The organism is Propionivibrio limicola, assembly GCF_009469695.1.
Taxonomy (GTDB): domain Bacteria; phylum Pseudomonadota; class Gammaproteobacteria; order Burkholderiales; family Rhodocyclaceae; genus Propionivibrio; species Propionivibrio limicola.
In genome coordinates this window covers 75,941-99,605 of sequence record NZ_SSSR01000007.1, presented here as the reverse complement: position 1 = coordinate 99,605, position 23,665 = coordinate 75,941, and the positions used below count along the sequence as shown (strand labels likewise).

General features: G+C 61.6%; 27 protein-coding genes. 13 read left to right on the top strand and 14 right to left on the bottom strand.

The features are described 5' to 3' along the window. Positions 1–126 precede the first annotated feature (126 nt). From recA to GH659_RS07560, 8 genes are all read left to right on the top strand, one after another. Entirely contained in the window at positions 127–1,146 is a 1,020-nt protein-coding gene (gene recA / locus GH659_RS07595; RefSeq protein WP_153110757.1) for a recombinase RecA, read from the top strand. Between the two features lie 15 nt (positions 1,147–1,161). Then, positions 1,162–1,611 carry a recombination regulator RecX gene (gene recX, locus GH659_RS07590; protein ID WP_153110755.1) on the top strand — a complete coding sequence of 150 codons (450 nt, stop codon included), beginning with the start codon at positions 1,162–1,164 and terminating at the stop codon, positions 1,609–1,611. Between the two features lie 12 nt (positions 1,612–1,623). Next, positions 1,624–2,367 (top strand): LPS export ABC transporter ATP-binding protein, encoded by a 744-nt coding sequence (gene lptB / locus GH659_RS07585; RefSeq protein ID WP_153110753.1) that lies wholly within the window; start codon positions 1,624–1,626, stop codon positions 2,365–2,367. 80 nt (positions 2,368–2,447) lie between these two features. After that, a complete protein-coding gene (locus tag GH659_RS07580) occupies positions 2,448–3,869 on the top strand; it encodes an RNA polymerase factor sigma-54 (RefSeq protein ID WP_153110752.1) in 1,422 nt (473 codons plus the stop codon). A gap of 136 nt (positions 3,870–4,005) precedes the next feature. Continuing rightward, positions 4,006–4,326 carry a ribosome hibernation-promoting factor, HPF/YfiA family gene (gene hpf / locus GH659_RS07575; RefSeq protein ID WP_153110750.1) on the top strand — a complete coding sequence of 107 codons (321 nt, stop codon included), beginning with the start codon at positions 4,006–4,008 and terminating at the stop codon, positions 4,324–4,326. A gap of 182 nt (positions 4,327–4,508) precedes the next feature. Then, positions 4,509–4,964: a PTS IIA-like nitrogen regulatory protein PtsN gene (gene ptsN / locus GH659_RS07570; RefSeq protein ID WP_153110748.1), complete on the top strand. Its 456-nt coding sequence runs from the start codon at positions 4,509–4,511 to the stop codon at positions 4,962–4,964. A gap of 10 nt (positions 4,965–4,974) precedes the next feature. Then, on the top strand, positions 4,975–5,922 hold the full coding sequence (hprK, locus tag GH659_RS07565) for an HPr(Ser) kinase/phosphatase (protein ID WP_153110746.1): 948 nt from the start codon (positions 4,975–4,977) through the stop codon (positions 5,920–5,922). A 53-nt stretch (positions 5,923–5,975) separates the two neighbouring features. Further along, positions 5,976–6,179 carry a PsiF family protein gene (locus GH659_RS07560; protein ID WP_153110743.1) on the top strand — a complete coding sequence of 68 codons (204 nt, stop codon included), beginning with the start codon at positions 5,976–5,978 and terminating at the stop codon, positions 6,177–6,179. Positions 6,180–6,316: 137 nt separating this feature from the next. Here the strand turns inward: GH659_RS07560 and GH659_RS07555 are convergent, their stop codons facing one another. The 7 genes from GH659_RS07555 to leuA form a co-directional block, all read right to left on the bottom strand. After that, positions 6,317–7,252, bottom strand: a complete 936-nt coding sequence (locus GH659_RS07555; protein ID WP_246167775.1) for an adenylate/guanylate cyclase domain-containing protein — start codon at positions 7,250–7,252, stop codon at positions 6,317–6,319. A 153-nt stretch (positions 7,253–7,405) separates the two neighbouring features. Beyond that, the gene (gene ttcA, locus GH659_RS07550; protein WP_153110739.1) at positions 7,406–8,284 is read right to left on the bottom strand and encodes a tRNA 2-thiocytidine(32) synthetase TtcA; all 879 of its coding nucleotides are present in this window, start codon (positions 8,282–8,284) and stop codon (positions 7,406–7,408) included. Between the two features lie 49 nt (positions 8,285–8,333). After that, positions 8,334–9,068, bottom strand: a complete 735-nt coding sequence (locus tag GH659_RS07545; RefSeq protein WP_153110737.1) for a pteridine reductase — start codon at positions 9,066–9,068, stop codon at positions 8,334–8,336. Positions 9,069–9,159: 91 nt separating this feature from the next. Then, entirely contained in the window at positions 9,160–10,347 is a 1,188-nt protein-coding gene (locus GH659_RS07540) for a class I SAM-dependent methyltransferase (RefSeq protein ID WP_153110736.1), read from the bottom strand. Positions 10,348–10,352: 5 nt separating this feature from the next. Beyond that, positions 10,353–10,880: an alpha-ribazole phosphatase family protein gene (gene cobC, locus GH659_RS07535; RefSeq protein ID WP_170285841.1), complete on the bottom strand. Its 528-nt coding sequence runs from the start codon at positions 10,878–10,880 to the stop codon at positions 10,353–10,355. Continuing rightward, a complete protein-coding gene (locus GH659_RS07530; protein WP_153110732.1) occupies positions 10,865–11,623 on the bottom strand; it encodes an adenosylcobinamide-GDP ribazoletransferase in 759 nt (252 codons plus the stop codon). The genes cobC and GH659_RS07530 overlap by 16 nt, the downstream gene beginning before the upstream one ends. Positions 11,624–11,753: 130 nt before the next feature. After that, complete coding sequence (gene leuA / locus GH659_RS07525; protein WP_211364150.1) at positions 11,754–13,415, bottom strand: 2-isopropylmalate synthase; 1,662 nt, start codon at positions 13,413–13,415, stop codon at positions 11,754–11,756. 172 nt (positions 13,416–13,587) lie between these two features. On the opposite strand from leuA, the gene GH659_RS07520 reads away from it, so the two are divergent. The 4 genes from GH659_RS07520 to GH659_RS07505 all read left to right on the top strand — a co-directional run bounded on the left by GH659_RS07520 (position 13,588) and on the right by GH659_RS07505 (position 16,624). Then, complete coding sequence (locus GH659_RS07520; protein WP_153110787.1) at positions 13,588–14,049, top strand: Lrp/AsnC family transcriptional regulator; 462 nt, start codon at positions 13,588–13,590, stop codon at positions 14,047–14,049. A gap of 331 nt (positions 14,050–14,380) precedes the next feature. Beyond that, entirely contained in the window at positions 14,381–15,916 is a 1,536-nt protein-coding gene (locus GH659_RS07515) for an acyl-CoA carboxylase subunit beta (RefSeq protein WP_211364154.1), read from the top strand. An 11-nt stretch (positions 15,917–15,927) separates the two neighbouring features. After that, positions 15,928–16,245, top strand: a complete 318-nt coding sequence (locus GH659_RS07510) for an acyl-CoA carboxylase biotin carboxyl carrier protein subunit (RefSeq protein ID WP_153110728.1) — start codon at positions 15,928–15,930, stop codon at positions 16,243–16,245. 214 nt (positions 16,246–16,459) lie between these two features. Next, the gene (locus tag GH659_RS07505; RefSeq protein WP_153110726.1) at positions 16,460–16,624 is read left to right on the top strand and encodes a hypothetical protein; all 165 of its coding nucleotides are present in this window, start codon (positions 16,460–16,462) and stop codon (positions 16,622–16,624) included. Between the two features lie 74 nt (positions 16,625–16,698). Here GH659_RS07505 and GH659_RS07500 read toward each other — a convergent pair whose 3' ends face one another. Continuing rightward, positions 16,699–17,844: a THUMP domain-containing class I SAM-dependent RNA methyltransferase gene (locus GH659_RS07500; RefSeq protein ID WP_153110725.1), complete on the bottom strand. Its 1,146-nt coding sequence runs from the start codon at positions 17,842–17,844 to the stop codon at positions 16,699–16,701. 305 nt (positions 17,845–18,149) lie between these two features. Between GH659_RS07500 and GH659_RS07495 the strand changes: the two genes are divergently transcribed. Next, positions 18,150–18,785 (top strand): hypothetical protein, encoded by a 636-nt coding sequence (locus tag GH659_RS07495; RefSeq protein WP_153110723.1) that lies wholly within the window; start codon positions 18,150–18,152, stop codon positions 18,783–18,785. 208 nt (positions 18,786–18,993) lie between these two features. Here GH659_RS07495 and modD read toward each other — a convergent pair whose 3' ends face one another. Genes modD through GH659_RS07465 form a run of 6 tightly spaced genes read right to left on the bottom strand, consistent with a single transcriptional unit; the run spans position 18,994 to position 23,638 of the window. Further along, positions 18,994–19,842, bottom strand: coding sequence for a ModD protein (gene modD, locus GH659_RS07490; protein ID WP_153110721.1), 849 nt, complete (start codon positions 19,840–19,842; stop codon positions 18,994–18,996). Beyond that, positions 19,839–20,240 (bottom strand): hypothetical protein, encoded by a 402-nt coding sequence (locus tag GH659_RS07485; protein ID WP_153110718.1) that lies wholly within the window; start codon positions 20,238–20,240, stop codon positions 19,839–19,841. The genes modD and GH659_RS07485 overlap by 4 nt, the downstream gene beginning before the upstream one ends. An 11-nt stretch (positions 20,241–20,251) precedes the next feature. Next, positions 20,252–21,334, bottom strand: coding sequence for a molybdenum ABC transporter ATP-binding protein (gene modC / locus GH659_RS07480; RefSeq protein ID WP_153110717.1), 1,083 nt, complete (start codon positions 21,332–21,334; stop codon positions 20,252–20,254). Continuing rightward, on the bottom strand, positions 21,331–22,008 hold the full coding sequence (gene modB / locus GH659_RS07475; protein ID WP_153110715.1) for a molybdate ABC transporter permease subunit: 678 nt from the start codon (positions 22,006–22,008) through the stop codon (positions 21,331–21,333). Before modB ends, modC begins: the two co-directional genes overlap by 4 nt. Before the next feature lie 18 nt (positions 22,009–22,026). Further along, a complete protein-coding gene (modA, locus tag GH659_RS07470; protein WP_153110713.1) occupies positions 22,027–22,791 on the bottom strand; it encodes a molybdate ABC transporter substrate-binding protein in 765 nt (254 codons plus the stop codon). Between the two features lie 28 nt (positions 22,792–22,819). Then, complete coding sequence (locus GH659_RS07465) at positions 22,820–23,638, bottom strand: TOBE domain-containing protein (RefSeq protein ID WP_153110711.1); 819 nt, start codon at positions 23,636–23,638, stop codon at positions 22,820–22,822. Positions 23,639–23,665: the final 27 nt, after the last annotated feature.

Genomic DNA, 23,665 nt, shown 5'->3' with positions numbered 1-23,665 from the left:
TGATCCGGCAAACGTGAATCACACCCACAAATACTGTATATAATCACAGCACTCCGGTCGGTAAGTCGCTGATTCCGCGCCATCGAACGTGAGATAATCCCGCGAAAATCACGAGAAGGACACGCAATGGACGACAACAAGGCAAAAGCGCTGGCCGCCGCATTGGCGCAAATCGAAAAGCAGTTCGGCAAGGGCTCGATCATGAAGATGGGCGAAGGCAGCGTCGAGAACGACCTGCAGGTCGTTTCCACCGGCTCGCTCGGACTCGACATCGCCCTTGGCGTGGGCGGCCTGCCGCGCGGCCGCGTTGTCGAAATCTACGGACCGGAGTCGTCGGGCAAGACGACGCTGACGCTGCAGGTCGTCGCCCAGATGCAGAAACTCGGCGGCACCGCCGCGTTCATCGACGCCGAACATGCGCTCGACCCCACCTACGCCCAGAAGCTCGGCGTCAAGCTCGACGAGCTCCTGATTTCGCAGCCCGACACCGGCGAGCAGGCGCTTGAGATCGCCGACATGCTGGTTCGCTCCGGCAGCGTCGACGTCGTCGTCATCGACTCGGTCGCCGCGCTCGTTCCGAAGGCCGAAATCGAGGGCGAAATGGGCGATTCGCTGCCCGGCCTGCAGGCCCGCCTGATGAGTCAGGCGCTGCGCAAGCTGACCGCGAACATCAAGAAGACCAACACGCTCGTCATCTTCATCAACCAGATCCGGATGAAGATCGGCGTCATGTTCGGCAGCCCCGAAACGACGACCGGCGGCAACGCGCTCAAGTTCTACGCCTCCGTCCGCCTCGACATCCGGCGCATCGGCGGCATCAAGAAAGGCGACGAAGTCGTCGGCAACGAAACCAAGGTCAAGGTCGTCAAAAACAAGGTGGCGCCACCGTTCCGCGAGGCGATTTTCGACATTCTTTACGGCGAAGGCATCTCGCGCGAAGGTGAGATCATCGAACTCGGCGTCGCCCACAAGCTGGTCGACAAATCCGGCTCCTGGTATGCGTATAACGGCGAGAAGATCGGTCAGGGCAAAGACAACGCCCGCGAATTCCTCAAGGCAAATCCGCTCATCGGCGCGGAAATCGAGGCCAAAATCCGGGCCCTGGTCAACGTTCCTTCACCGCAATTGCCTGCCGCGGCAGAATAAGCGCTCCGCTTGGCCATGCCCGTCTCCCTGCGCGAACGCGCGCTCAAGCTGCTTTCTCGGCGCGAGCACGCCCGCGTCGAGTTGGCGCGCAAGCTGGCACCCTACGCCGAAACGGCCGACGAACTGGAAGCCGTCCTCGACGATCTGGCCCAACGGCGGCTGCTTTCGGATGAGCGCTATGCCGAAATGCGGCTGAACGCGCGTGCGGCCCGTTTCGGCAACCGGCGCCTGGCACAGGAACTACGCTCGCAAGGCGTCGCCGACGAGCTGATCGACGCGGCGCTGGCGGAGACGGACGACGAATTCGCGCGCGCGCGCGCCGTCTGGCAAAGGAAATATGGCGCTCCCCCCGCCAGCGGGGACGCTACGGAACGGAACCGTCAGGTACGATTCCTGATGAACCGGGGCTTTTCCGGAGAAACGATCCGTCGTGTTCTGCGCGATGATTTTGACGAAACTGAATAAAGACGACGAACGATGTCCGAGACTACTGCCCGCGCAAGCACCCTCTCCACGCACAACCTGAAGAAACGCTACAAGAAACGGACCGTCGTCGAAGACGCCTCGATCGAGGTCAAAAGCGGCGAGGTGGTGGGTCTGCTCGGCCCCAACGGCGCCGGCAAGACAACCTGCTTTTACATGGTCGTCGGCCTTGTCGCGTGCGACGGCGGGGACGTCTACCTTGATGACGTCAAGCTCACCCACCAACCGATCCACAAGCGTGCCAAGCTCGGTGTCTCGTACCTGCCGCAGGAGGCTTCGGTTTTCCGCAAGCTGACCGTGATCGAGAACATCAAGGCGGTTCTCGAACTCCAGAACCTGCCGGCCGACGAAGTTGAACAGCGAGCCGAAATGCTGCTTGAAGAACTGCATATCGGACACATTCGCAACAGCCCCGCCGCGGCGTTGTCGGGCGGCGAGCGGCGGCGGGTCGAAATCGCCCGCGCGCTGTCGACCAATCCCCGTTTCATCCTGCTTGATGAACCGTTTGCCGGTGTCGACCCGATCGCCGTTCTCGACATCCAGAAGATCATCCGCTTCCTCAAGGAACGCGGCATCGGCGTCCTGATCACCGACCACAACGTGCGCGAAACACTGGGCATCTGCGATCATGCCTACATCCTCAACGAGGGCCGCGTGCTGGCTTCTGGCCGCCCGGATGAAATCATTTATAATGAAAGCGTCCGGAAGGTTTATCTCGGCGAGAGCTTCCGCCTTTAGTCTTTATTGTTATTCGTGTCTCCGGAAACTGGGAAAACGGGTCGCCGCTCCTAAAACAGCCTGCCGGTCAGGCTTCGTCAATGAAACCATCACTCCAGCTCAAACTTTCCCAGCACCTTGCCCTGACGCCACAGCTGCAGCAGTCGATCCGTCTTTTGCAGCTGTCGACGATCGAGCTCGAACAGGAATTGGAAAAGTACCTGCAAGACAACCCGTTGCTTGAGCGCGAGGAAGACGAGTACGCCACACCACCTCTCCCCAGCAATACCCCCGAGAGCACGCGTGACGCCGAACGGAGCGAAAGCGAAGCGCCAGAGCCACAGCCATCGGCGGACGAGGAAAGCTGGCTCGGCGAGGAAGGCGGTAGTTACGCCAGCGCCTCGGGCTCGTTTGACGACGATGACAACGACTTTCAGGATGTGCAGGCCGCCACGACCTCGCTGCGCGAACACTTGTCCTGGCAGCTCGGCCTGATGAATCTTCCCGACCGCGACCGCACGCTGGTCCAGTGCCTGATCGACGCGCTCGACGATGACGGCTATCTGAGTCAATCGCTCGAAGAACTCGCCGAGAGTCTCCCCCCTGAACTGGAAATCGAGCCGGAGGAGTTGCAGATCGCCCTCAAGCATCTGCAATGCTTCGACCCGACCGGCGTTGGCGCCCGCAATGCACAGGAGTGCCTGGCGCTGCAACTGCAGGCGCTCCCGGCCGATGAAACCCGGATACTGGCACTCAAGATCGTGCGCGAGCACCTTGATCTGTTAGCCGGGCGCGATTTCGTCAAGATCAAGAAACTGCTCGGCAGCGACGATGATGCACTGCGCGGCGCCCAAACCCTGATCCGCAGCCTCAACCCGCGCCCCGGTGCGCAATACGCGGCGCTTGACGCCCGCTACATCACGCCGGACGTCGTCGTGCGCAAGATCCGGGGCCAGTGGACGGTCAGCATCAACAGCGACGCCTACCCCCGCTTGCGCATCAACAGCCTCTATGCACAAATCCTCTCGCGCCAGCGGGGATCGGGATTATCCGGCCAGTTGCAGGAAGCGCGCTGGCTGATCAAGAACGTACAGCAGCGCTTCGAGACGATTCTGCGTGTCGCCCAATCAATCGTCGATCGCCAACGCCAGTTCTTCGACCACGGCGAAGTCGCCATGCGGCCGCTCGTGCTGCGCGAGATCGCCGACATTCTCGGGCTGCACGAATCAACCGTTTCGCGCGTCACGACCCAGAAATACATGGCGACACCGCGCGGCATTTTTGAATTGAAGTATTTTTTCGGGAGCCATGTCGCCACTGAAGCCGGTGGCGCCTGCTCGGCCACGGCCATCCGGGCACTCATCAAACAGCTGGTGGGTGCCGAAGACCCGAAGAAGCCCCTTTCGGATAGTCAGATATCCGAAGTCCTCGGTCAGCAGGGCATTGTCGTCGCACGGAGAACAATTGCAAAATACCGCGAGGCGCTCAATATCCCGCCAGTGAAACTGCGCAAGACCCTTTAACCCGGCATTTCAATAATCGTTAAAACAAGATGAACGCAATGCCGCCAACCCACACCCCCGCCCCCGCTCAACTGAGCGGACGGGGAGAACCGATAGCCGCCTGCGCGACTATCACCTTAACCAAAGGAGCCACACCATGAACCTGCAAATCAGTGGACACCACCTTGAGATCACCCCGGCAATCCATGATTACGTTACCGGGAAGCTTGAGCGCGTCACACGTCACTTCGATAACGTCATCGACGTGAACGTGATTTTGTCGGTGGACAAACTGAAGCAGATGGCCGAAGTGACAGTCCATCTCTCCGGCAAAGACATTCATGTCGAAGCCGCCGAGGAAGACCTGTACGCGGCAATCGACAGCCTCGTCGACAAACTCGACCGCCAGATCCAGAAGCACAAGCAAAAGCTTCAGGATCACCACCGGGGCGAAAAGCCCAGCCACGAAGTCGAATAAGGCAAACCCGGGGAACACAAGCCCCCTACCTCAAGCAACGGGCCATTCATCCAATGGCCCGTTGTTTTCTATACAATCGCAGCACCTTGAATCCTGATCAGCGCATCGCATCCTCGCCGCGCGTCTTTTCCTCCAATTTTCTGCTTTGTCGATGCTCTGCCACCGGACAACGCCAACTCCGTATGAACCAGATTACCCAACTGTTAGCCCCCGAGAACATCGTGCTTGATCTCCATGCGACCAGCAAGAAGCGCGTCTTCGAGCAGGTCGGACTGCTCTTCGAAAACAGCAAGGGCATCGCACGCAGTAAGGTTTTCGACAGCCTGTTCGCACGCGAGAAGCTGGGATCGACGGGTCTCGGGCGCGGCATCGCGATTCCACATGGCCGCATCAGGGGACTGAAGGAAGCCGTCGGCGCCTTCCTGCGACTGGACACGCCCGTACCCTTCGATTCGCCCGACGGCCAGCCGGTTTCCATCCTGTTCGTGCTGCTCGTCCCCGAACAGGCCACCGAACAGCATCTGCAAATTCTTTCCGAACTGGCCGAGCGCTTTTCCGACCAAACCTGTCGCGACGCACTCAGTCATGCGGATTGCACCGAACGAGTCCGCGAAATCTTTTCCGCACCGGCTCACTGAGGATCCCGGCATGACCTCCACTCGCGCCTTCAGCATCACGCAAATGTATGAAGACCACATCGAGAAACTCAGACTCTCGTGGATCGCCGCCGTCGGCATTGAGCGGCACGTCGAACTGCAGGATCTGGAAACGTATGGACCGGACGTTGTCGGCCACCTCAACCTGATCTACGGCCACCGGGTGCAAGTGATTGGCAAGGCCGAGCGGAACTGGGTCGAGCGCGCCGGCCAGGAACGCTGGCAACGTCAGCTCGAAGATTTGATTGTGGGCAGACCGCCGGCAATGATCGTCGCCGATGACATCGATCCCCTGCCCGGCATGCGGGAAATCTGCGAGTCGAGCCAGACGCCTCTCTTCACATCCCCGAAAGCCTGCTCCGCCGTCATTGACCTGCTGCATATCTATCTGGCCAGGCGATTCGCCGACACCGTCTCGGCCCATGGCGTCTTCATGGATGTCTTCGGCATGGGCGTCCTGATCACCGGCGCGTCCGGCATCGGCAAAAGCGAACTCGCCCTTGAGCTCGTCTCGCGTGGCCACGGACTGGTGGCCGACGACGTCGTCGAACTGGCCCGCACGGCACCGACGACGATCGAAGGCCGCTGCCCGGGCATGCTGCGCGATTACCTCGAAGTGCGCGGACTCGGATTGCTGAACATCCGGACGATTTTTGGTGAAACGGCCGCACGCCGGAAAATGAAGCTCAAGCTGATCGTGCATCTGCAGAAAAACGCGCCGGGCGATGAAACGCCGCGCTTGCCGCTTGATTCTCAGTTGCAGGAAATTCTTGGCATTCCGATTCGCCGCGTCACCATTCACGTCGCCCCGGGCCGCAACCTGGCCGTCTTGCTGGAAGCCGCCGTTCGCAACTGCATCCTCCAGCTGCGCGGCATCGACAGCATGAGCGAATTCATCAACCGCCAGCAACAGGCCGTTCTCGACGACAACAACATATAGTCAATTCGCGCTACAATCGCACGGCATTATTCCAAACAACTACGGAGACAACAATGAAAGCGCTGATTGCCTGTACTGCCCTTGCTCTGACGATGTTTTCTGCCCACGCTGAGGAAAAGGCGAAAAAGGAGCCAACGCCCGCCCAGAAGGCGCAACAGGAAAAGATGAAAGCCTGCAACGCCAGCGCCGGAAAAAAGGGCCTTAAAGGCGACGAACGCAAGACGTTCATGAGCGAATGCCTCAAAAGCGGCAAGTAATCGGCGACGCCTGACCGGCCCAACCGAATCGCCGCAATCCCAGCGACTGCGTCTCGTCGCTTCGGGCAGATAAAACAAAGCGGATCGAGGTTCCCCTCGGTCCGCTTTTTAATGCAAATATCCTTGGCCGTGCCGGCTCAGACAGCCTCGTACTCAGCCAAATCCGACCCGACGCTTCCGGCCGAGGCGGCAAAACTGATCACTCCCTTGCCATTCAGCAGGCACTCCTCGCGGTGTACAAAAAACTCCCGCTTGCCGTGCTGGGTCACAAATGTTCCGTTGGTGCTGGCATCAACGAGAACGAGTGTGCCGTTTCTCAGTTCAATCACGGCATGATGTCTCGACGCCCGTCGATCCCGTATCACGACGTCGGATTCCGCGTCACGGCCAAGGCGAATGCGCGGATGCGCGGCATCGATGAGCAGGCTGCGCCCCTGATACTGCAGCTTGAAACGCGGCTGCGCCACCCGCTCTTCCCCAGGCGCGACATTCAGGCTGCCCCCCCCCTTTTCCTTGAGGGACGGCCCAAGTCCTTGCCGGGTCACTGTCGAATCGGTGACGGAGACGATCTCATAAACGCCATTTTTATCGATTTCTCCGCCCGAACCGAGGCAAACGGTTCTACGTAAATCACCTCGGTGCGCTCCGCGCCACGCATCGTACGCCGGCTCCGAGGCAAGGACCTGTCCCGGCCTCGCCGTTCCGGCCAGACGCGCCGCGTCTACGACCGCCGGCCCCGTGCATTGCCCGTTCCCTTCACACACTTCGCCGAACGAGAGGCCAACCCGCACGCCCAGTTCGATACCAGACACCGGCGGCAGATCATGCACCCGCTGTTGCATCTCGACGGCCGACTGGCAGGCATCATCCGCTTTCCAGAAGATGGCCATCAACTCGTCGCCGACGACTCTGACGACCCGTCCTTCAAACGCCTCGACCACCCGTTCCATGCGCTTCAGGCAACGGTCGATGGCGCGCATCGCCTCGTTGCCGGGCAATTTCTCATGCAGGCGGACGCCACCGACGATCTCGGCGCACAGCACGGCCTGCCTGCTCGGGAATTCCTCTTCCATAATGTCCACGCACTGGGACGCCGCCAATACGTGCGTATCGATCCCGAAAGAATCTTCAGACAAGGCTTTTGTCATATCGACATGTTCTAATTATTGAAATTCGAATCACTATAGCGGGCTCGCCCGACTAACGCAAAGCCGCAGATTGTCGCGTCATGCGCTGACAATTATCAGATCCGAAAATGCGGGAACTGCCGGCAGCTCCTCCTCATCGAAAACCGTATCGCCACCGGCCATGGCCGCCAGATCGCCGCCTGTTTTCAGCCCCTTGAAATCGTACATGGACGTATCGGCAAGATGCGACGGCACGATGTTCTGCAATGCAGTGAACACCGACTCGGTGCGCCCCGGATAGCGCTTGTCCCATTCGGCCATCATTTCCCGCACCTTCTGGCGCTGCAAATTGCTCTGCGAGCCGCACAAATTGCACGGAATGATCGGGAACTCCATGCCGCGGGCAAAACGAGCAATATCCGCTTCGCTGCTGTACGCCAGCGGGCGGATGACGATATGCGCGCCGTCATCGGTCACCAGTTTGGGCGGCATCGCCTTCAACTTGCCGCCGAACAGCAGGTTGAGGAAGAGGGTGTGGACGATATCGTCGCGGTGGTGGCCGAGCGCAATCTTGTTGGCACCCAACTCCTTCGCCGTGCGGTAGATCACGCCACGCCGCAAACGCGAGCAAAGTGAACAGGTCGTCTTGCCCTCGGGAATCTTTTCCTTGACGATCGAATACGTGTCCTGCTCGACGATGCGGTATTCAACCCCCAGCGTGGAAAGGTAATTCGGCAGCACGTCGGCCGGAAAGCCGGGCTGCTTCTGGTCGAGGTTCATCGCGATCAGGCGGAAATTGACCGGCGCACGCTGCTGCAGCGCCATCAATATCGACAGCATGGCGTGCGAATCCTTGCCGCCGGAAATGCAGACGAGCAGCGTATCGCCGTCTTCGATCATGTTGTAATCGGCGATGGCCTTGCCGGCCTCGCTCTCAAGGCGCTTTTTCAAGCGCTGCAATGTTTTTGAACTTTCCACCAGAACCTACTGTTGCGTTGGGTTGAATGAGATAAAAAATCGGATCGGACTACAGATGCGCCGTCCGGCCGCCATCGACGTTGATGACCTGCCCGGTGATATAGCCGTCTTCGAGCAGGAAACGCACGGCATGTGCAATGTCCTGCGGTTCGCCGACGCGCTTGAGCAGCGTATCGGCGACGATGTGCTCCCGGGCCACCGCGTCGAAATCGCCGCTTTCCGGCCACAGGATCGGCCCCGGCGCCACGGCATTGACCCGCACTTGCGGCGCCAGTTCGATGGCCAATGCTCGCGTCAAACCAAGCAGACCGGCCTTGGCGGCGCAGTAGAGCGGATAGCCGGCGAGCGGCCGCTCGGCGTGGATATCGGTGATATTGACCACCGCACCTTGAGTCGCCCGCAAATGGGGCGCGGCGGCCTGGGTCAGGAAAAGCGGCGCCTTGAAGTTACTGCCCACGAGATCGTCCCACGCGCCGGCATCGATTATCCCGAGCGGCGTCGCGAAGAAACTCGAAGCGTTATTGACGAGCGCGTCGAGCCGGCCAAAGCTCTGCAGCGCACTCTGCACCAATAATTCAGGCGCTCGCGCGTCGAGCAGATCGGCCTGACAACAGACGGCACTGCCGGAACGGACGGCATTCAACTCGTCGGCCAGGCGCAGCGCCTCGGCATGCGCGCGGTGATAATGCAGGAGAATGCTGGCGCCGGCCGCGTGCAGTTCGCGTGCGATCGCGCGCCCCACCCGCTTGGCTGCGCCGGTAATCAGGACCGTCTTGCCGACCACACACACTCCCCGCCACGCGTCGATTGAAAGAAGCGCCAGATTCTAACGGATTTCTTTTGTTTCAAGCGCTTGGCAGAGCAAACAAGCTCTGTCAGAGCGTCGCGCTGCGGTCGCCGCGGAGAAAGCCGAGCAGCGGTTCATTGACGCCTTTGCCGAGCACCATCACCTTGAACAATTCGCCCATCTCGGCCGGCGAAATCAGCTTCTGCACGGCCTGCGACTGCGGCAGATAGCGTCCGGCATCCTCAACCGGAATCCGCGCCAAGGCGTCTGTCACGCCGCAATTGAGCAGAAAACTCGCCTGCGTCGTGTAGCCGAGGAATTCCAGCCCCGCCTCATGTCCCGCCTCGACGACGGCAGTGAACTCGACATGCGCCGTGATGTCCTGCAGGCCCGGAAGGAAAAACGGATCGCCGTGCGCGTGGTGGCGATAGTGACACATCAGCGTGCCCATATCGCGCTGCGGATGGTAGTACTCGTGCCGCGGAAATCCGTAATCGATGAGCAACAACGCCCCCCGACCGAGAATGGGCGCCCACGAAGCCGTCCACCCCGCCGCCGCGAAATTGATTTCGCTCAGATAGCCGGGCGGCATCGCGCATTCCGCGGCCAACGCCTCCGCCCTTTCAAGCACGCGGCCGGCAGCGGGATGATCGCACCAGGCGAAACCGCCATTTTCGAAGCCGACACCGCGCTCCATGATGGCGCCATCCTCGTCCCGGACGACAAGATGCACCGGCATCGCATCGAGCAATTCGTTGGCCAGCACCAGGCCGTCGAAACGTTCCGGCAACGCGTCGAGCCAATAGACGCGCTCGAGCAGGTGCGGCGCGTGCGCTTCGAACGTCGTGCGCTGACGCGCGCGCAACTCCCCGGAAAGGTCGAGGATGCCGTAACTGTCCGGCACGGCGCCCAGCCGCTCCAGCTCCAACAGCAGATCGACCGCCAGCCGCCCCGAACCGGCACCGGCCTCGATGATGTGCGGTGCGCTGAGGCGAAGAATCTGCGCCGCCTGCACCGCCAGCGTCTGGCCGAACAGCGGGGTCATTTCGGGCGCGGTGATGAAATCGCCGGCCGCGCCGAACTTGCGGGCGCCTCCCGAATAGTAGCCCTGCCCCGGCGCATAAAGCGCCAGTTCCATGAAACGGGCAAAACTGATCCAGCCGCCCGCCGCCGCGATTTCGTCGGCGATCCGGTTTTTCAGGGCATCGCTGTACGCCAGCGCATCGGGCTCGGGCATCGGCAAGGCCGCCGACGTGCTACGGGGAAATGGCCGCATGGTTCTCAGACAGAAGGTTCAATTTCAAGCAGGGTGACGCTGCCAAAGTCGATTTTCAGCTTCGTCCATTCCGGGTACGACAGCTGCCGGAAGTGCGCCAGCAAGGTGCGAATCACACCGGCATGGGTGACGAGCGCCACGCGCGGGAGATTCCGTTCCCGCAACGAACTGACGAAATCGACGACACGCGCCTGCAAGCGCGCGACGGGCTCGCCGCCCGGCGGCGTGAAGCGAAGAATGTCGTTGGCCCAGGCATCGAGCAATGCGCGGTCGATGCTGTCCCACGGCTGCCCCTCCCACTCGCCGAAATGGATTTCGGCCAGCCGCGCGTCGAATTCGACCTCGTGATGAATCGCTTCGGCCAATCGACGCGCCCGCTGCAGGGGACTGGAGAAAACCGGCGTGCCTTCCGGCAACTGAGGCCGGATCTGCGCCGCTACCGGATGCGGATCGACGCAATCGACATCGAGGCGACCGTAGCAAATGCCGAGATCGATCAGCGGCTGCGGATGACGAATCAGGAAAACTTGCACAGCAGCCCGCAGTAAAACGCGACTTCCGAGAATTGCTGCACCGCGCCGAGACAGTCGCCGGTGTAGCCGCCGATGCGGCTTTTGAAGAGCCGCGCCAGCCAGAGGGTCGCCAGCGCGGCAAGAATGAGGCCCGGGATGAATTGCGACGGCGGCAGGAACAGCACCGGCACCAGCGCGCACGCCGCGGCAAGCCCCATGTCACTCAGGCTCAGCTGATTGCTGAACGGCTTGGCCTTGCCCTCCGGGCGGACGTAGTCGAGCCGCCAGAGAACGCAGGTCGAACAGAAGCGGGAAACGGCGTGCCCGCCGATCAGCGCGAACGGCACGAGCAGGATGTCGACCTCGACCAGCGCGAAGAAGCGGGTCAGCAACAGCATGACCAGCGCCACCGCGCCAAAGCTGCCGACGCACGAATCGCGCATGATGGCCAGAATCCGTTCCTTGTCCCAGCCGCCGCCGAAGCCGTCGACGGTGTCATTCCAGCCATCCTCGTGAATCGCGCCGGTCACGTAGATGGCAATCGCCATGGCGGCGAGAATCGCCAGCGTCTTCGGCCAGAAAAAGCTCGTGATGGCAAACGTAAACCCGGCGATCAAGCCAACGATGAGACCCACCGCTGGAAAATAGCGGATCGCCCGCTCAAGCACGTTGACATCGGCACCGATCGAGCCGGGAACGGGCAGGCGCGTGAAAAACCGGACGGCGCCGAAGAAAGTTTCTAGTTCGCTGCGTTCTGAATCCAAGATGACTCGCCTTTACGGGCAAAAAACAAAGCACGGAGTATCGCGCAAATCCGTCCCCGGGTCATGAGGCGCGGGGACGGAAAGCCGATGCTTCGTGGCGGACTGTTGCAGAGAGAACAGTCCGCTTCGCTTACAGGCGATTGGCGCCGCTGATCAAGGCGCGGAGCGAAGCCGTGACGATGTTCGAATCGATGCCGACGCCGTAACACTCGCGCTCGCCGCCTGGCTGCATGACTTCCATGAAGGCACAGGCTTTCGCGTCACCGCCGTCGCCGCTGCTGCCCATGGAACGCTCTTCGTAGCTGCGCACCTGCAACGAAACGCCGACTTGGCGCAACGCATGCACCGCCGCATCGATCGGGCCGTTGCCCTGGCCGGTCAGCACCTGCGTCTGGCCGTCCTTCCGCACCGTCAGCCGGATGCCCTGCGCCTTGCCTTCCTCGAACAGGTGATGCTCGACGTAGGCCAGCGGCGAACTCGTTTCGAGATAGGTGCGCGAGAACAAGCCCCAGATATCGGCCGCTTCCATCTCGCCGCCGTGCTCGTCGGTGTAGCGCTGCACGACGCCGGAAAACTCGACCTGCAAGCGGCGCGGCATGACGATGCCGTATTCGTGCTCGAGCAGGTAGGCAATGCCGCCCTTGCCCGACTGGCTGTTGATGCGAATCACCGACTCGTAGCTGCGACCGAGGTCAGCCGGGTCGATCGGCAAGTACGGCAGGTTCCAGTGCGCACCAGATTGCAGCTGGGCAAAGCCCTTCTTGATCGCATCCTGGTGCGAACCGGAGAAGGCGGTGAACACGAGGTCGCCGACATACGGATGGCGCGGGTGGATCGGCAACTGCGTGCAGTATTCGAAGTCGCGCGCGACGGCGTTGATGTCCGAGAAATCGAGATTCGGCGCAACGCCCTGTGTGTACAGATTGAGCGCGAGGGTGACGAGATCGACGTTGCCGGTGCGTTCGCCGTTGCTGAACAGGCAGCCCTCAACGCGATCGGCGCCGGCCATGATGCCGAGCTCGGCGGCGGCGACGGCCGTGCCCCGGTCGTTGTGCGGGTGCAGGCTGATCAGGATGCTGTCGCGCTTGGCAAGATTCCGGTGCATCCATTCGATCTGGTCGGCGTAGACGTTCGGCGTCGCCATTTCCACCGTCGTCGGCAGATTGAGGATGATCTTGTTGTCCGGCGTCGCGCCCCAGGCGTCGGTGACGGCGTTGCAGACTTCGAGTGCGAAATCGAGCTCGGTGGCGGTGAAGGTTTCCGGGCTGTATTCGAGCATCCATTCCGTTTCCGGATTTTCCTCGCACAACTGGCGGACAAGCTTGACGGCCGAGACAGCCATGCTGATGACTTCCGGCTTGCTCATGCCGAAGACGATCTCGCGGAACGGACGCGAGGTGGCGTTATAGATATGCACGATGGCGCGGCGGGCGCCCTTGAGCGCCTCGAAGGTGCGGCGGATCAGCGCTTCGCGTGCCGGCGCCAGGACTTCGATGGTGACGTCGTCGGGAATGTGCTTTTCTTCGATCAGCTTGCGCACGAAATCGAAGTCGGTCTGCGAGGCCGACGGAAAAGCAATTTCGATTTCCTTGAAGCCGGCATTCACCAGCGTCTTGAACATGCGCATCTTGCGCTCAAGGTTCATCGGCTCGAACAGCGCCTGGTTGCCATCGCGCAGATCGGTACTCATCCAGATCGGCGGCTGGGTGATCGTGCGGTTCGGCCACCGCCGGTCATCCAGTTTGACGGGAGGGAAAGCGGCGTATTTGACGGAAGGATCTTTCAACATCATGGCGGACTCCTGAATCGGCACGTGACCTGTTGCGATGTTTGAAATCATAGACCTTCCAGCACGGCAGGTGCTTGCGAATTACGGCACAAAACACTATATATTTAATATTTTATTGCGCACTAACAAAACAACTCGCAACTTATCACCGCACTGATTGGCAGAGATGGAATTTATGGAAATCGACCGCATCGACCGTGAAATCCTGCGCGTGCTGCAGGAAGACGGGCGCATCAGCAACCAGGATCTCGCCGAGCGCATCGGCCTTTCGCCCTCCCCCTGCCTGCGTCGCGTCCGCACGCTGGAAGAGACCGGCATCATCACCGGCTACCGCGCCCTGCTCAACGCCAAGGCGCTCGGCTATACGCTGATGGCGCTGATCCACATCGCGATGGACAAGCACACGCCGGAGCGCTTCGACAGCTTCGAACAGGAAATCAGCCAGATCTCGGAAATCATCGAATGCCTGCTGATCACCGGCCAGGACGCCGACTACCAGATCAAGGTCATCGTGCGCGACATGGACGCCTTCCAGGAACTGCTGCTCAACCGCATTACCCGCATTCAGGGGGTCACCGGCGTCCACTCCAGCTTCGTGCTGCGACGCGTGATCGAGAAGACAGCGCTCCCGGTTTGACGTTCGGCGGGCGCACACCGGACGCACCATGCCATACAACTAAAAAGCCACCTAAAAGGCATTTTTCCCGCAAAAAAACGTCGAAAAAACCGCGAAATCCGGCGAATCTTATTTTCCGCCAAGGCAAAAAAACACAATCGCGGCAGAAGCCGTCCAATCCCGGCACATATCAGCGTTTATCGATAACTTTGGCGACAAATCGCGTCACTTGCTGGATTTTCGACGAAAATCGACCTATTTATTTCTTTTGGATTACTGTTACACTCGCGCCGCTTCGAAGACCCTGCGTGGTCTATTCGGTTTTTAATTTAGGGAGGCTTATATGTCTTTCATGCAACGCATCATTGATTTCTTCTCCAAGAAATCGACCAAATCTCTCGGGGGCGGCGAAAAAGCCCTCAGCAAGCAAAAGGCCGGCGGCAAGATGACCGCTCGCGAGCGCATCGCCGCGCTGCTCGACGACGGCTCGTTCCACGAATACGACCTCTTTGTCGAACACAACTGCAAAGACTTCGGCATGCACGAAAAGGAACTAGCTGCCGACGGCGTGATCACCGGTTCCGGCACCATCGGCGGCCGCCCGGTGTGCATCTACGCACAGGACTTCACCGTTGCCGGCGGTTCGCTCGGCCTGATGCACGCCCGCAAGATCACCAAGGTCATGGACCACGCGATCAAGATGGGCATGCCGATCATCGGCATCAACGACTCGGGCGGCGCCCGCATCCAGGAAGGCGTCAATTCGCTGGCCGGTTACGGTGAAATCTTCTACCGCAACACGCTGGCTTCCGGCGTCGTGCCGCAGATTTCCGTCATCCTCGGCCCGTGCGCCGGTGGTGCCGTGTATTCGCCGGCGCTGACCGACTTCGTCTTTGTGGTCGACAACATCTCGAAGATGTTCATCACCGGACCGGAAGTCGTCAAAACCGTGCTCGGCGAGGAAATCTCGATGGAAGACCTCGGCGGCGCCCGTGTGCAGGCCGAAACGGCCGGCAACGCCCACTTCTTCGCCAACAGCGAAATGGAGTGCTTCGAGCAGATCCGCCAGCTGGTCGGCTTCCTGCCGGACAGCAACCGCAACAAGGCCGCGATCATCGAGCAGAAAAAGCCGAAGCATTCGTACAAGATCGAAGAACTTCTTCCAAAGGACTCGAAGATTCCGTTCGACGTGCGCGACATCGTTCGCTCGCTCGTCGACGACTCCGAATTCCTCGAAGTACAGGAACTGTTCGCCCCGAACGCCATCACCGGCTTTGGCCGCATCAACGGCGAAACGGTCGGTATCGTCGGCAATCAGGCGCTGGTACTGGCCGGCGTGCTCGACATCGACGCGTCCGACAAGATCGCCCGCTTTGTCCGCTTCTGCGACTCGTTCAACATCCCGCTCGTCACCCTCGTCGACATTCCGGGCTACCTGCCGGGCTCCGACCAGGAACACGCCGGCGTCATCCGCCACGGCGCCAAGGTGCTCTACGCCTACAGCGAAGCGTCCGTGCCGAAGATCACCGTCATCCTGCGCAAGGCCTACGGCGGCGGCTACATCGCCATGTGCTCGCACCACCTGCGCGCCGACTTCGTCTTCGCCTGGCCGACTGCCGAAATCGCCGTCATGGGGCCGGAAGGCGCGGCCAACATCATCTTCCGCAGCGAGATCATGGCCGCCGAGAACCCCGACGAGATGCGCAAGCTGAAGGTCAAGGAATACACCGACAAGTTTGCCAACCCTTATGTCGCGGCCTCGGCTGGCTACGTCGATGCCGTGATCGCCCCGGAAGAAACCCGCGCCTACGTCGCCCACGCGCTGCAGATGACGCGCAACAAGGAAGAACTGCGTCCGGCCAGAAAACACGGCGTCGCACCGTTCTAAGGAGATTCCCCGTGAGCGAACAGGAAAAATTCGGTCAGATCGCGCTGGAAAACGGCTTGTTCGAGGCGCGGCTGACCAAGAAATTTGCCGCCCGCAAGCCGTTCGAAAAGAAGGATCCGCGCGTTATCAAGGCACTGATTCCGGGCACCGTCGCCGAACTCCGCACGGAAGTCGGCAAGACGATCAAGGAAGGCGAAACGCTGATGATTCTGGAAGCGATGAAAATGCTCAACCAGATCAAGGCGCCGTTCGACGCGACGGTCAAAGCCATCAGCGTCGCCAACGGCGAGAAAGTCACCAAAGGTCAGGTACTGATCGAACTCGCCTGAGCACAGCCCGCATCCTGAAAACCGGACGCCGCCCTGCGGTCGTCCGGTTTTTTTTCATGCAGCAAACGGTTCCCTCCCCCGATTGATTTCGGGTTTGATTTCCGCCCCGCCCTGTCCAATACTGATTTCGTCAGCCCACGGTCGGCGAGCAAGCCTTCACGCGATTGCCCACCTTGGCTGCTCAATTCCGGTACACGTCAAAGGGGGAATCACCATGAAGCCACAAGTTCTCGAACTGACCGCAAACGAAGTTTTCGCTCTTCTGCAGGCGCTGGGCAAGCAGCCGTATGACGAAGTCGCTGATTTGATCGCCAAGATCAGATCACAGTGCGAACTGAAAGACGAAGCCGACACGGAGCGCACCGATTTCGACGGTTGATTCTGACGCCACCCACACCCACAACAAAAAAGGCCGGAACTTCCCGGCCTTTTTTGTTGTGGCGCATCGCCCGATCATTTCGGCCGGTTGCTGCCCGCCACCATCTTGAATTCGAACAGGCGGCATTCGATGGCGCCGTTGAAGAGCGGGGTCTTCTTGCTCGGCGTCAGGCGCATCAGCTTGGGCAGACGCATGTCGGCCGTGAATAGGTAACAGTTCCAGCCGGCAAAATTCCGCTTCAAGGCACTGCCGAGCGGCGGGTAGAACACCGCCAGCTCTTCCTGTTCGGACAGTCGCTCACCGTACGGCGGGTTGGCGACCATGATGCCGCTCTCGGCGGGGGCCTCGATTTCAAGGATGTCACCGGAACTGAGCGTCACGGCGGGCAGCAGGCCGGCGCGATCGAGGTTGGCCAGCGCGGCGCGCACCGAAACGGGCGAAATGTCGCTACCGTAGATCTGTGCATGCTGCACCGGTTTCTCGGCGTCCTGCGCCGCATCGAGCAGGTCTTTCCATGTTTCGAGCTGGAAGTTCCGGAGCCGCTGAAAACCGAAGCTGCGGCCACCGGCGCCGGGCGCGATGTTGAGCGCCATCTGCGCCGCTTCGGCGAGGAAAGTGCCGCTGCCGCACATCGGGTCGAGCAGCGGAACACCGGGCTTCCAGCCGGTCAGGCGCAGGATGCCGGCCGCGAGGTTCTCCTTGAGCGGCGCTTCCACCGTCTTCTGACGCAAACCGCGCTGGTAGAGCGGCGCCCCCGAGGTGTCGATATACAGCGTGCACTCGTCGGCGGTCAAAAAGCCGTGGATGCGCACATCCGGCTCGCGCGTATCGACGGTCGGCCGGGCATTGGCATCGGCGCGGAAGCGGTCACACACCGCGTCCTTGATGCGCAACGTGATGAATTCAAGGCTTTTCAGCGGGCATTTGACGCCGACGACATCGACGCGGATCGTCTGCCTGGCGGCGAACCAGTGCGGCCAGGGCGTGTCCTTGGCGAGGTTGTAAATGTCGTCCTCGCGCGTGTAACGGCCCTGCGCGACGCGCCAGAGGACGCGGGTGGCGATACGCGAATGCAGGTTGAGCGCATAACAGGCCGGCCACTCGGCGGCAAAATGCACCCCGCCGGGGACGGCTTTCGCGTCAGCGACGCCAACGGCCGCCAGATCTTCGACGAGGAGCGGTTCAAGGCCGCGCGGGCAAGTGGCAAAAAACTTTTCCAAGGGAAACTTCCTGAGCAAGGTTCACGGGTGAGGTACGACAAGCCGCGAAGTGTACCCTGCCAAGGCACCGGCGAGGCAATCTTTTGCCTATCCCCGAATCCACCAAATCAACCAACAAACCGCATTTGACGCAGATCGTGGGGAATCTCCAGCCACTTGACCAGCACAACGCCATAAGACAGGATTCGGCCAGGAGCCGTCCTTCGACCCGATATTTGGGGGACTTCATATAGTTGGATATGTTGTTCGACTTCGAGTGATTCGCCTTGAATCCCTCAATACCGCCAAGACCCCGCATCCTCAGAATGAATACTCAACAACAGAGAGTCAATGAGCCTACAAAACCAGCAATCCCCGCGCTGCTAGTTGTCCCCGGCGACGCGCACGACTTCTCCTCGCTGTACGCCATCGCTACGGCCTACGCTCACTCGGGCGAGTTGTTGAACGGCCACGCGGCTCGGACTGATCAAGTCACGTTCGCGTTCCCTGCGATGGTCTGCTCCAGTTTCGCCGTCGAACTCTTTTTAAAGTTCTTCCTCACGCTCGACAACGCCGACAACCCGACGTCGCCGCAGGATGACCGACGAGGGCATTACCTTCAAAAGCTATGGGAGCGAATTAAGCCGGACAACCAAGATCTCATCGCCGGCATGTTCCGCAACCCTTCGCACACCCCCGTGGCGGCAGGCCTCGCCACCCGCAAGGCGCTCTTCCTCGAAGCGTTGACCGGCATCGGGAATGCTCCCTTCGTCGAGTGGCGCTATGCATACGAAATTGAGGGACCGGCGCTGATGTCTCAAGGTGCCGTTGCTGAAGTCCTTGATGCGGTCGGCTACGCAGCCGAGCATGTCATGAAAGAACGGCGCGCTGCTGCTGCGGCATTGACCTCCAGCGCAACGCCGAACCCCGCCTGCCCCCCGGGCAATATCGTCGCCAAGTGAATCATCATCTACCACAGGCAGAACAACCTCAGTTGACCGCTATTGATTGCCGACGCCGCTCATGCAACTCGGCGACCAAGGTCTGCAATCCGCTGCCTAGGCGCCGGCCATCCGCAATCGCTCACTGACCACTGAGGGTCGGCAACAGACTGCCATGCCGATGCGACTCGTTGGTCAACTGAATGCGATTCCAATCGAAATTTCAGGCTCAGCCCACCGGCTCCAGCGTCACCGCCACGTCCCTCGGTTTGGCGTTGTAGGGCGCGCTGCTGACCAGCACGTGCGCGCCGGCGCGGGCGTAGGCTTCGGCGTTCGACGCATTGACACCGCCGGCCGCCGCGATTTTTGCCGGATAGGGACGGGCGAGCTCGACCACTTGCGCCACGACCTCGGGGGTGCATTTTTCGAGCTGGATAACATCGGCGCCGGCCTCGACCCAGCGCATGGCTTCCTCCGGCCCCGCCACCTCGACGACGACCATCCGCTCCGGCCAACAGCGGCGCAGGCGCCGAACCGTCGCAGCGGGCGGCTCGTCACCGAGAAAGGCGCGGTGTTCGGCAAAGACGAGTAACGTCTCCGAAAGCCCAAGCCGGTGCGGCACCGCGCCGCCGGCGAGAATCGCCTTGACGCTCATCGCCTTGGCGCCGGGCACCTGTTTGCGCGTGCAGGCGACGGCGATCTCCGGGTTGCCGCGCCGGCCGGCGGCAACGAGTTCGGCCGCGGCCGAGGCGATCCCGGCCGCGTATTCCATCAGCGTTTGCGCCGGTTTCCAGACGGTGTGCAGGTCAGCGGCGCGCCCGTAGAGTGTGAGCAGCAGGTGGCCCGCTTCCACGGGCGTACCGCTGCGTACGGGTGGTTCTTCGCAACACAGGCCGCGCAATGCGCCCATGCGCACCGCCTCCTCGGTACAGCAGGCGACCTGCGCATGGCGGGCGCGGAAGACGAGACGCCCCGGCGCGTCGCCGATACCCAATCCCCAGGTCGTCGCGTCGCCATAGGGCGAATCGTCCCCGAGCAATTCGTTGAGCAAATTATCGGGAAAGGTGTATGGATTCATCGTGGAAAATCCTCGGAAAAAGAATAGAAACCCCGGTTGCCGTGACAGTCGCCGTCCTCATGGAAAACACGCCACAGTAGCCAGCGCCCGTCACGCAGCCGCCAGCCTTTGACTTCCTCGCCATAAACCACCGCCTCGTAGAACTCCTCGCCGTCGTCAGAACAAACGGACTTGAGCAGGTAGGTATGGCGGTAATAGCAGGCGTCGCCGTCTTCGTCGAAACCGAGCACGCGGCAGGCCGCGGTTTCGTAGTCGCGGTGCACCGAGAATTCGAGCGGAGCCACAACGGCATCGCGCCATTCGGCGGGCAATGTATGGCGCCAGTCGGGATCCCCCCAGTCGCGGGCGGATTTACGGCAGCGCCGGGAGCCGGGGACGGAACAGGAGGATGGCGTCATGCGATGTCCTTTCAGGCCAGCAGCGCAACGGCCTTGATTTGCACCCACACCGGCTGCCCCGGTTCGAGCAGCAGTTCGCGCCGCGAACGCTCGGTGATACGCGCCAGCAACGCCGTTTCACCCATGCGCAGCTGCACCAGCACCTGCCCCGGCGTGTCGGTCGCGGCAATCGCGGCCACGGTGGCCGGCAGGATGTTGAGGATGCTCGACGAGAGCGGGCGATGCCGCGTCAGGCTGACGTCGCGTGCGTGGATGCGGCAGCGCAGGCGGCTGCCGAGCGCTTCCGGGCGCTGGCTAACGAGGATGGCGCCGCCGGGAAATTCGAGGCGGGAAAGGTGGTCGGCTTCGTGGCGGGCGAGCGTCGTTTCGAGGACAACGCCGGCGTCGTCGGTGAAGGCCGGCGGCAAATCGGTACGCGCCAGCGTTTCCATGAGCGGACCGCTGGCGACGACGCGGCCGTTGTCGAGCAGGACGAGGTGATCGGCGAGCCGCGCCACTTCGTCCGGGGCGTGGCTGACGTAGATGACCGGAATCGACAGCTCGTCGTGCAACCGTTCGAGGTAGGGCAGGATTTCCTGCTTGCGTTTGAGGTCAAGCGCCGCCAGCGGCTCGTCCATCAGCAACAGGCGCGGCGCGGTGAGCAGGGCGCGGGCGATGGCGACGCGCTGGCGCTCGCCGCCGGAGAGGCTGGCCGGCCGGCGGTCGAGCAGGTGGGCGATGCCGAGCAGTTCAGCCACGGTGGCAAGACTGACCGAAGCAGAGCCGCCGCCCCGCTTCTGTCCGAACTCCATGTTGCGCCGCACCGACAAATGCGGAAACAGGCTCGCTTCCTGAAAGACGTAGCCAAGCGGGCGCCGGTGCGTCGGCAGGAAAACGCCGCGCGCGTCGTCCTGCCAGACCTCGTCGCCGAGCGCGAAACGCCCGCCCGGCGCGTGCTCCAGTCCGGCCATGGCGCGCAGGCAGGTCGTCTTGCCCGAGCCGGAATGACCGAACAGCGCCGTGATGCCGCGTCCGGGCAGGGTCAGGTCGACGTCGAGGCAGAAATCGCGGCGCTCGATGCGGAAGCGGGCGTGCAGAAAGGTATCCGTGCTCATCGCGCCTCTCCTTTGCCACGTTGCTTCAAGCTATAGAGCGCCAACAACACGACGAAGCTGAACACCAGCATGCCGCCGGCCAGCCAGTGCGCCTGCGCGTATTCGAGCGCCTCGACGTGGTCGTAGATTTGCACCGAGATGACGCGCGTCTTGTCCGGAATGTTGCCGCCGATCATCAGCACGACGCCAAACTCGCCGACCGTATGCGCGAAGCCGAGAATGGCGCCGGAGAGAAAACCCGGCCGGGCAAGCGGCACGGCGACCGACCAGAACGCACTCCACGGGCTGGCGCGCAGCGTCGCGGCGACTTCGAGCGGCCGCTCGCCAATCGCTTCGAAGGCATTCTGGATCGGCTGCACGACGAACGGCATCGAGTAGAACACCGAGGCGACGACGAGGCCGGGAAAGGTGAAGGGCAACAAGCCGAGGCCAAGCGCTTCGGTCAACTGACCGCCCCAGCCCTGCGGCCCCAGGACAAGAAGCAGGTAAAAGCCGAGCACCGTCGGCGGCAGCACGAGCGGCAGCGCCACCACGGCGCCGATGACGCCCTTGAGGCGCGAGCGCGTCCGCGCCAGCCACCACGCAATCGGCGTGCCGATCAACAGCAGCAGGACAGTAACGACGCTGGCCAGCTTGAGAGTCAGCCAGACGGCACCGAGGTCGGCCATATCCATGACTTTTATCCCAATAGATTACAGATCGTAGCCATACGACTTGATGATCGCCTTCGCCTTGTCGCTCTTCAGATAATCGGCAAGGGCCGTCGCCGCCGGCTTGTTGCGCCCCTTGGCGAGCAGCACCGCGTCCTGGCGGATCGGCGTGTAGAGCAATGACGGCACCATCCAGGCCGAACCCGGCGCCAGCTTGCCGTCCTTATACACCTGCGAAAGCGCGACGAAGCCGAGTTCGGCGTTGCCGGTCGCGATGAACTGATAGGTCTGGGTGATGTTGTCCCCCTGCACGAAGCAGGGCCGGAGCGACTCAAGGACGCCGAGCTTGCTCATCGCTTCGACGGCAGCGGTACCGTAGGACGCGATCTTCGGATTCGCCAACGCCAGATGCTTGAACGCTCCCTTTTTCAGCACCTCGCCGTTGCCGTCCACCACCCCATCCTTGGCCGACCACAGCACCAGCTTGCCGATGGCGTAGGTAAAGCGCGAATGCGGCGCGATCAGCAATTCCTTTTCTAGCCTGGCCGGCGTCTCGTCATCGGCGGCGAGAAAGACTTCAAAGGGTGCGCCGTTGGTAATTTGCGCGTAGAACTTGCCGGTGGCGCCGAACGACAGCACCGGCTTGTGCCCCGTGTCCTTCTCGAACTCGGCAGCGATTTTCCGCATCGGCGCGGTGAAGTTGGCGGCTACCGCCACCTGCACTTCGTCGGCCTTTACATGGCTCAGGCCAGCCGAACACAGCAACGCGAACAGCGCGACGGGAAGACGGAAGTTCTTGCGGATCATGGGATTCTCCTCGGTAGATAGTGAAGGATCAGGCATAAAGACAAAGAATGACGGCCGAGGCCTTGAACACGGCGCAGGCACGTTCGCCGACAGCCAGGCCCAGCGCGGCAACGCTGTCACGGGTAACGACAGCGCAGACGGTCTTGCCGCCGGGCATGGTGATCGTCACCTCGGCATTGACGGCGCCGTCGGTGATGCGCGTCACCTCGCCCCACAGGTGGTTGCGGGCCGTGGTTTTGACAGCCGGGTCGGAGAGCAGCAGCACCGACGAGGTTTTTACGAGGGCGCTGATTTCCATGCCGATCGACAGATCGAGGTTCTCGGCCGACTCGCGCGTGATGATGGCGACAACTTCGTTCTCGGCGTCGAGACGCAGGCGCACCTCGAAATCGACGTCGCCCTCGCGCAGGCCAACGATGGTGCCGGCGAACTGGTTGCGGGCGCTCGTTTTCATCGACATGCGCTTCAAGAGTCGGCGGAACTCGTGGAAATCGCCGGTTTGCGCGTCATTCATCCGTTCGGCCAGCCGATCGAGCGCCGCCTGATACTCGGCTTCCAGTGCGCGGTAGAGGGCGACGGCCTTGCGCCCGTAGTCGGTCAGCAAGGTGCCGCCGCCGTTGCGGCCGCCGGTCGAACGCACGACGAGCGGCTGCTCGGCGAGGTTGTTCATGGCATCGATCGCATCCCACGCCGCCTTGTAGGACAAAGGCACGGCCTTTGCCGCCTGCGAGATCGAACCGTGCTGATCGACAGCCTCGAGTAGCCGGATGCGGGTATCGCCGAGGAAGGTGCCGAATTCGGTGTCGACCTGAAGCTTGCCGCGTAATTGATGTCGTATTTGTTCCATTTTTGTCGCCATGTTGTCGCGTATACA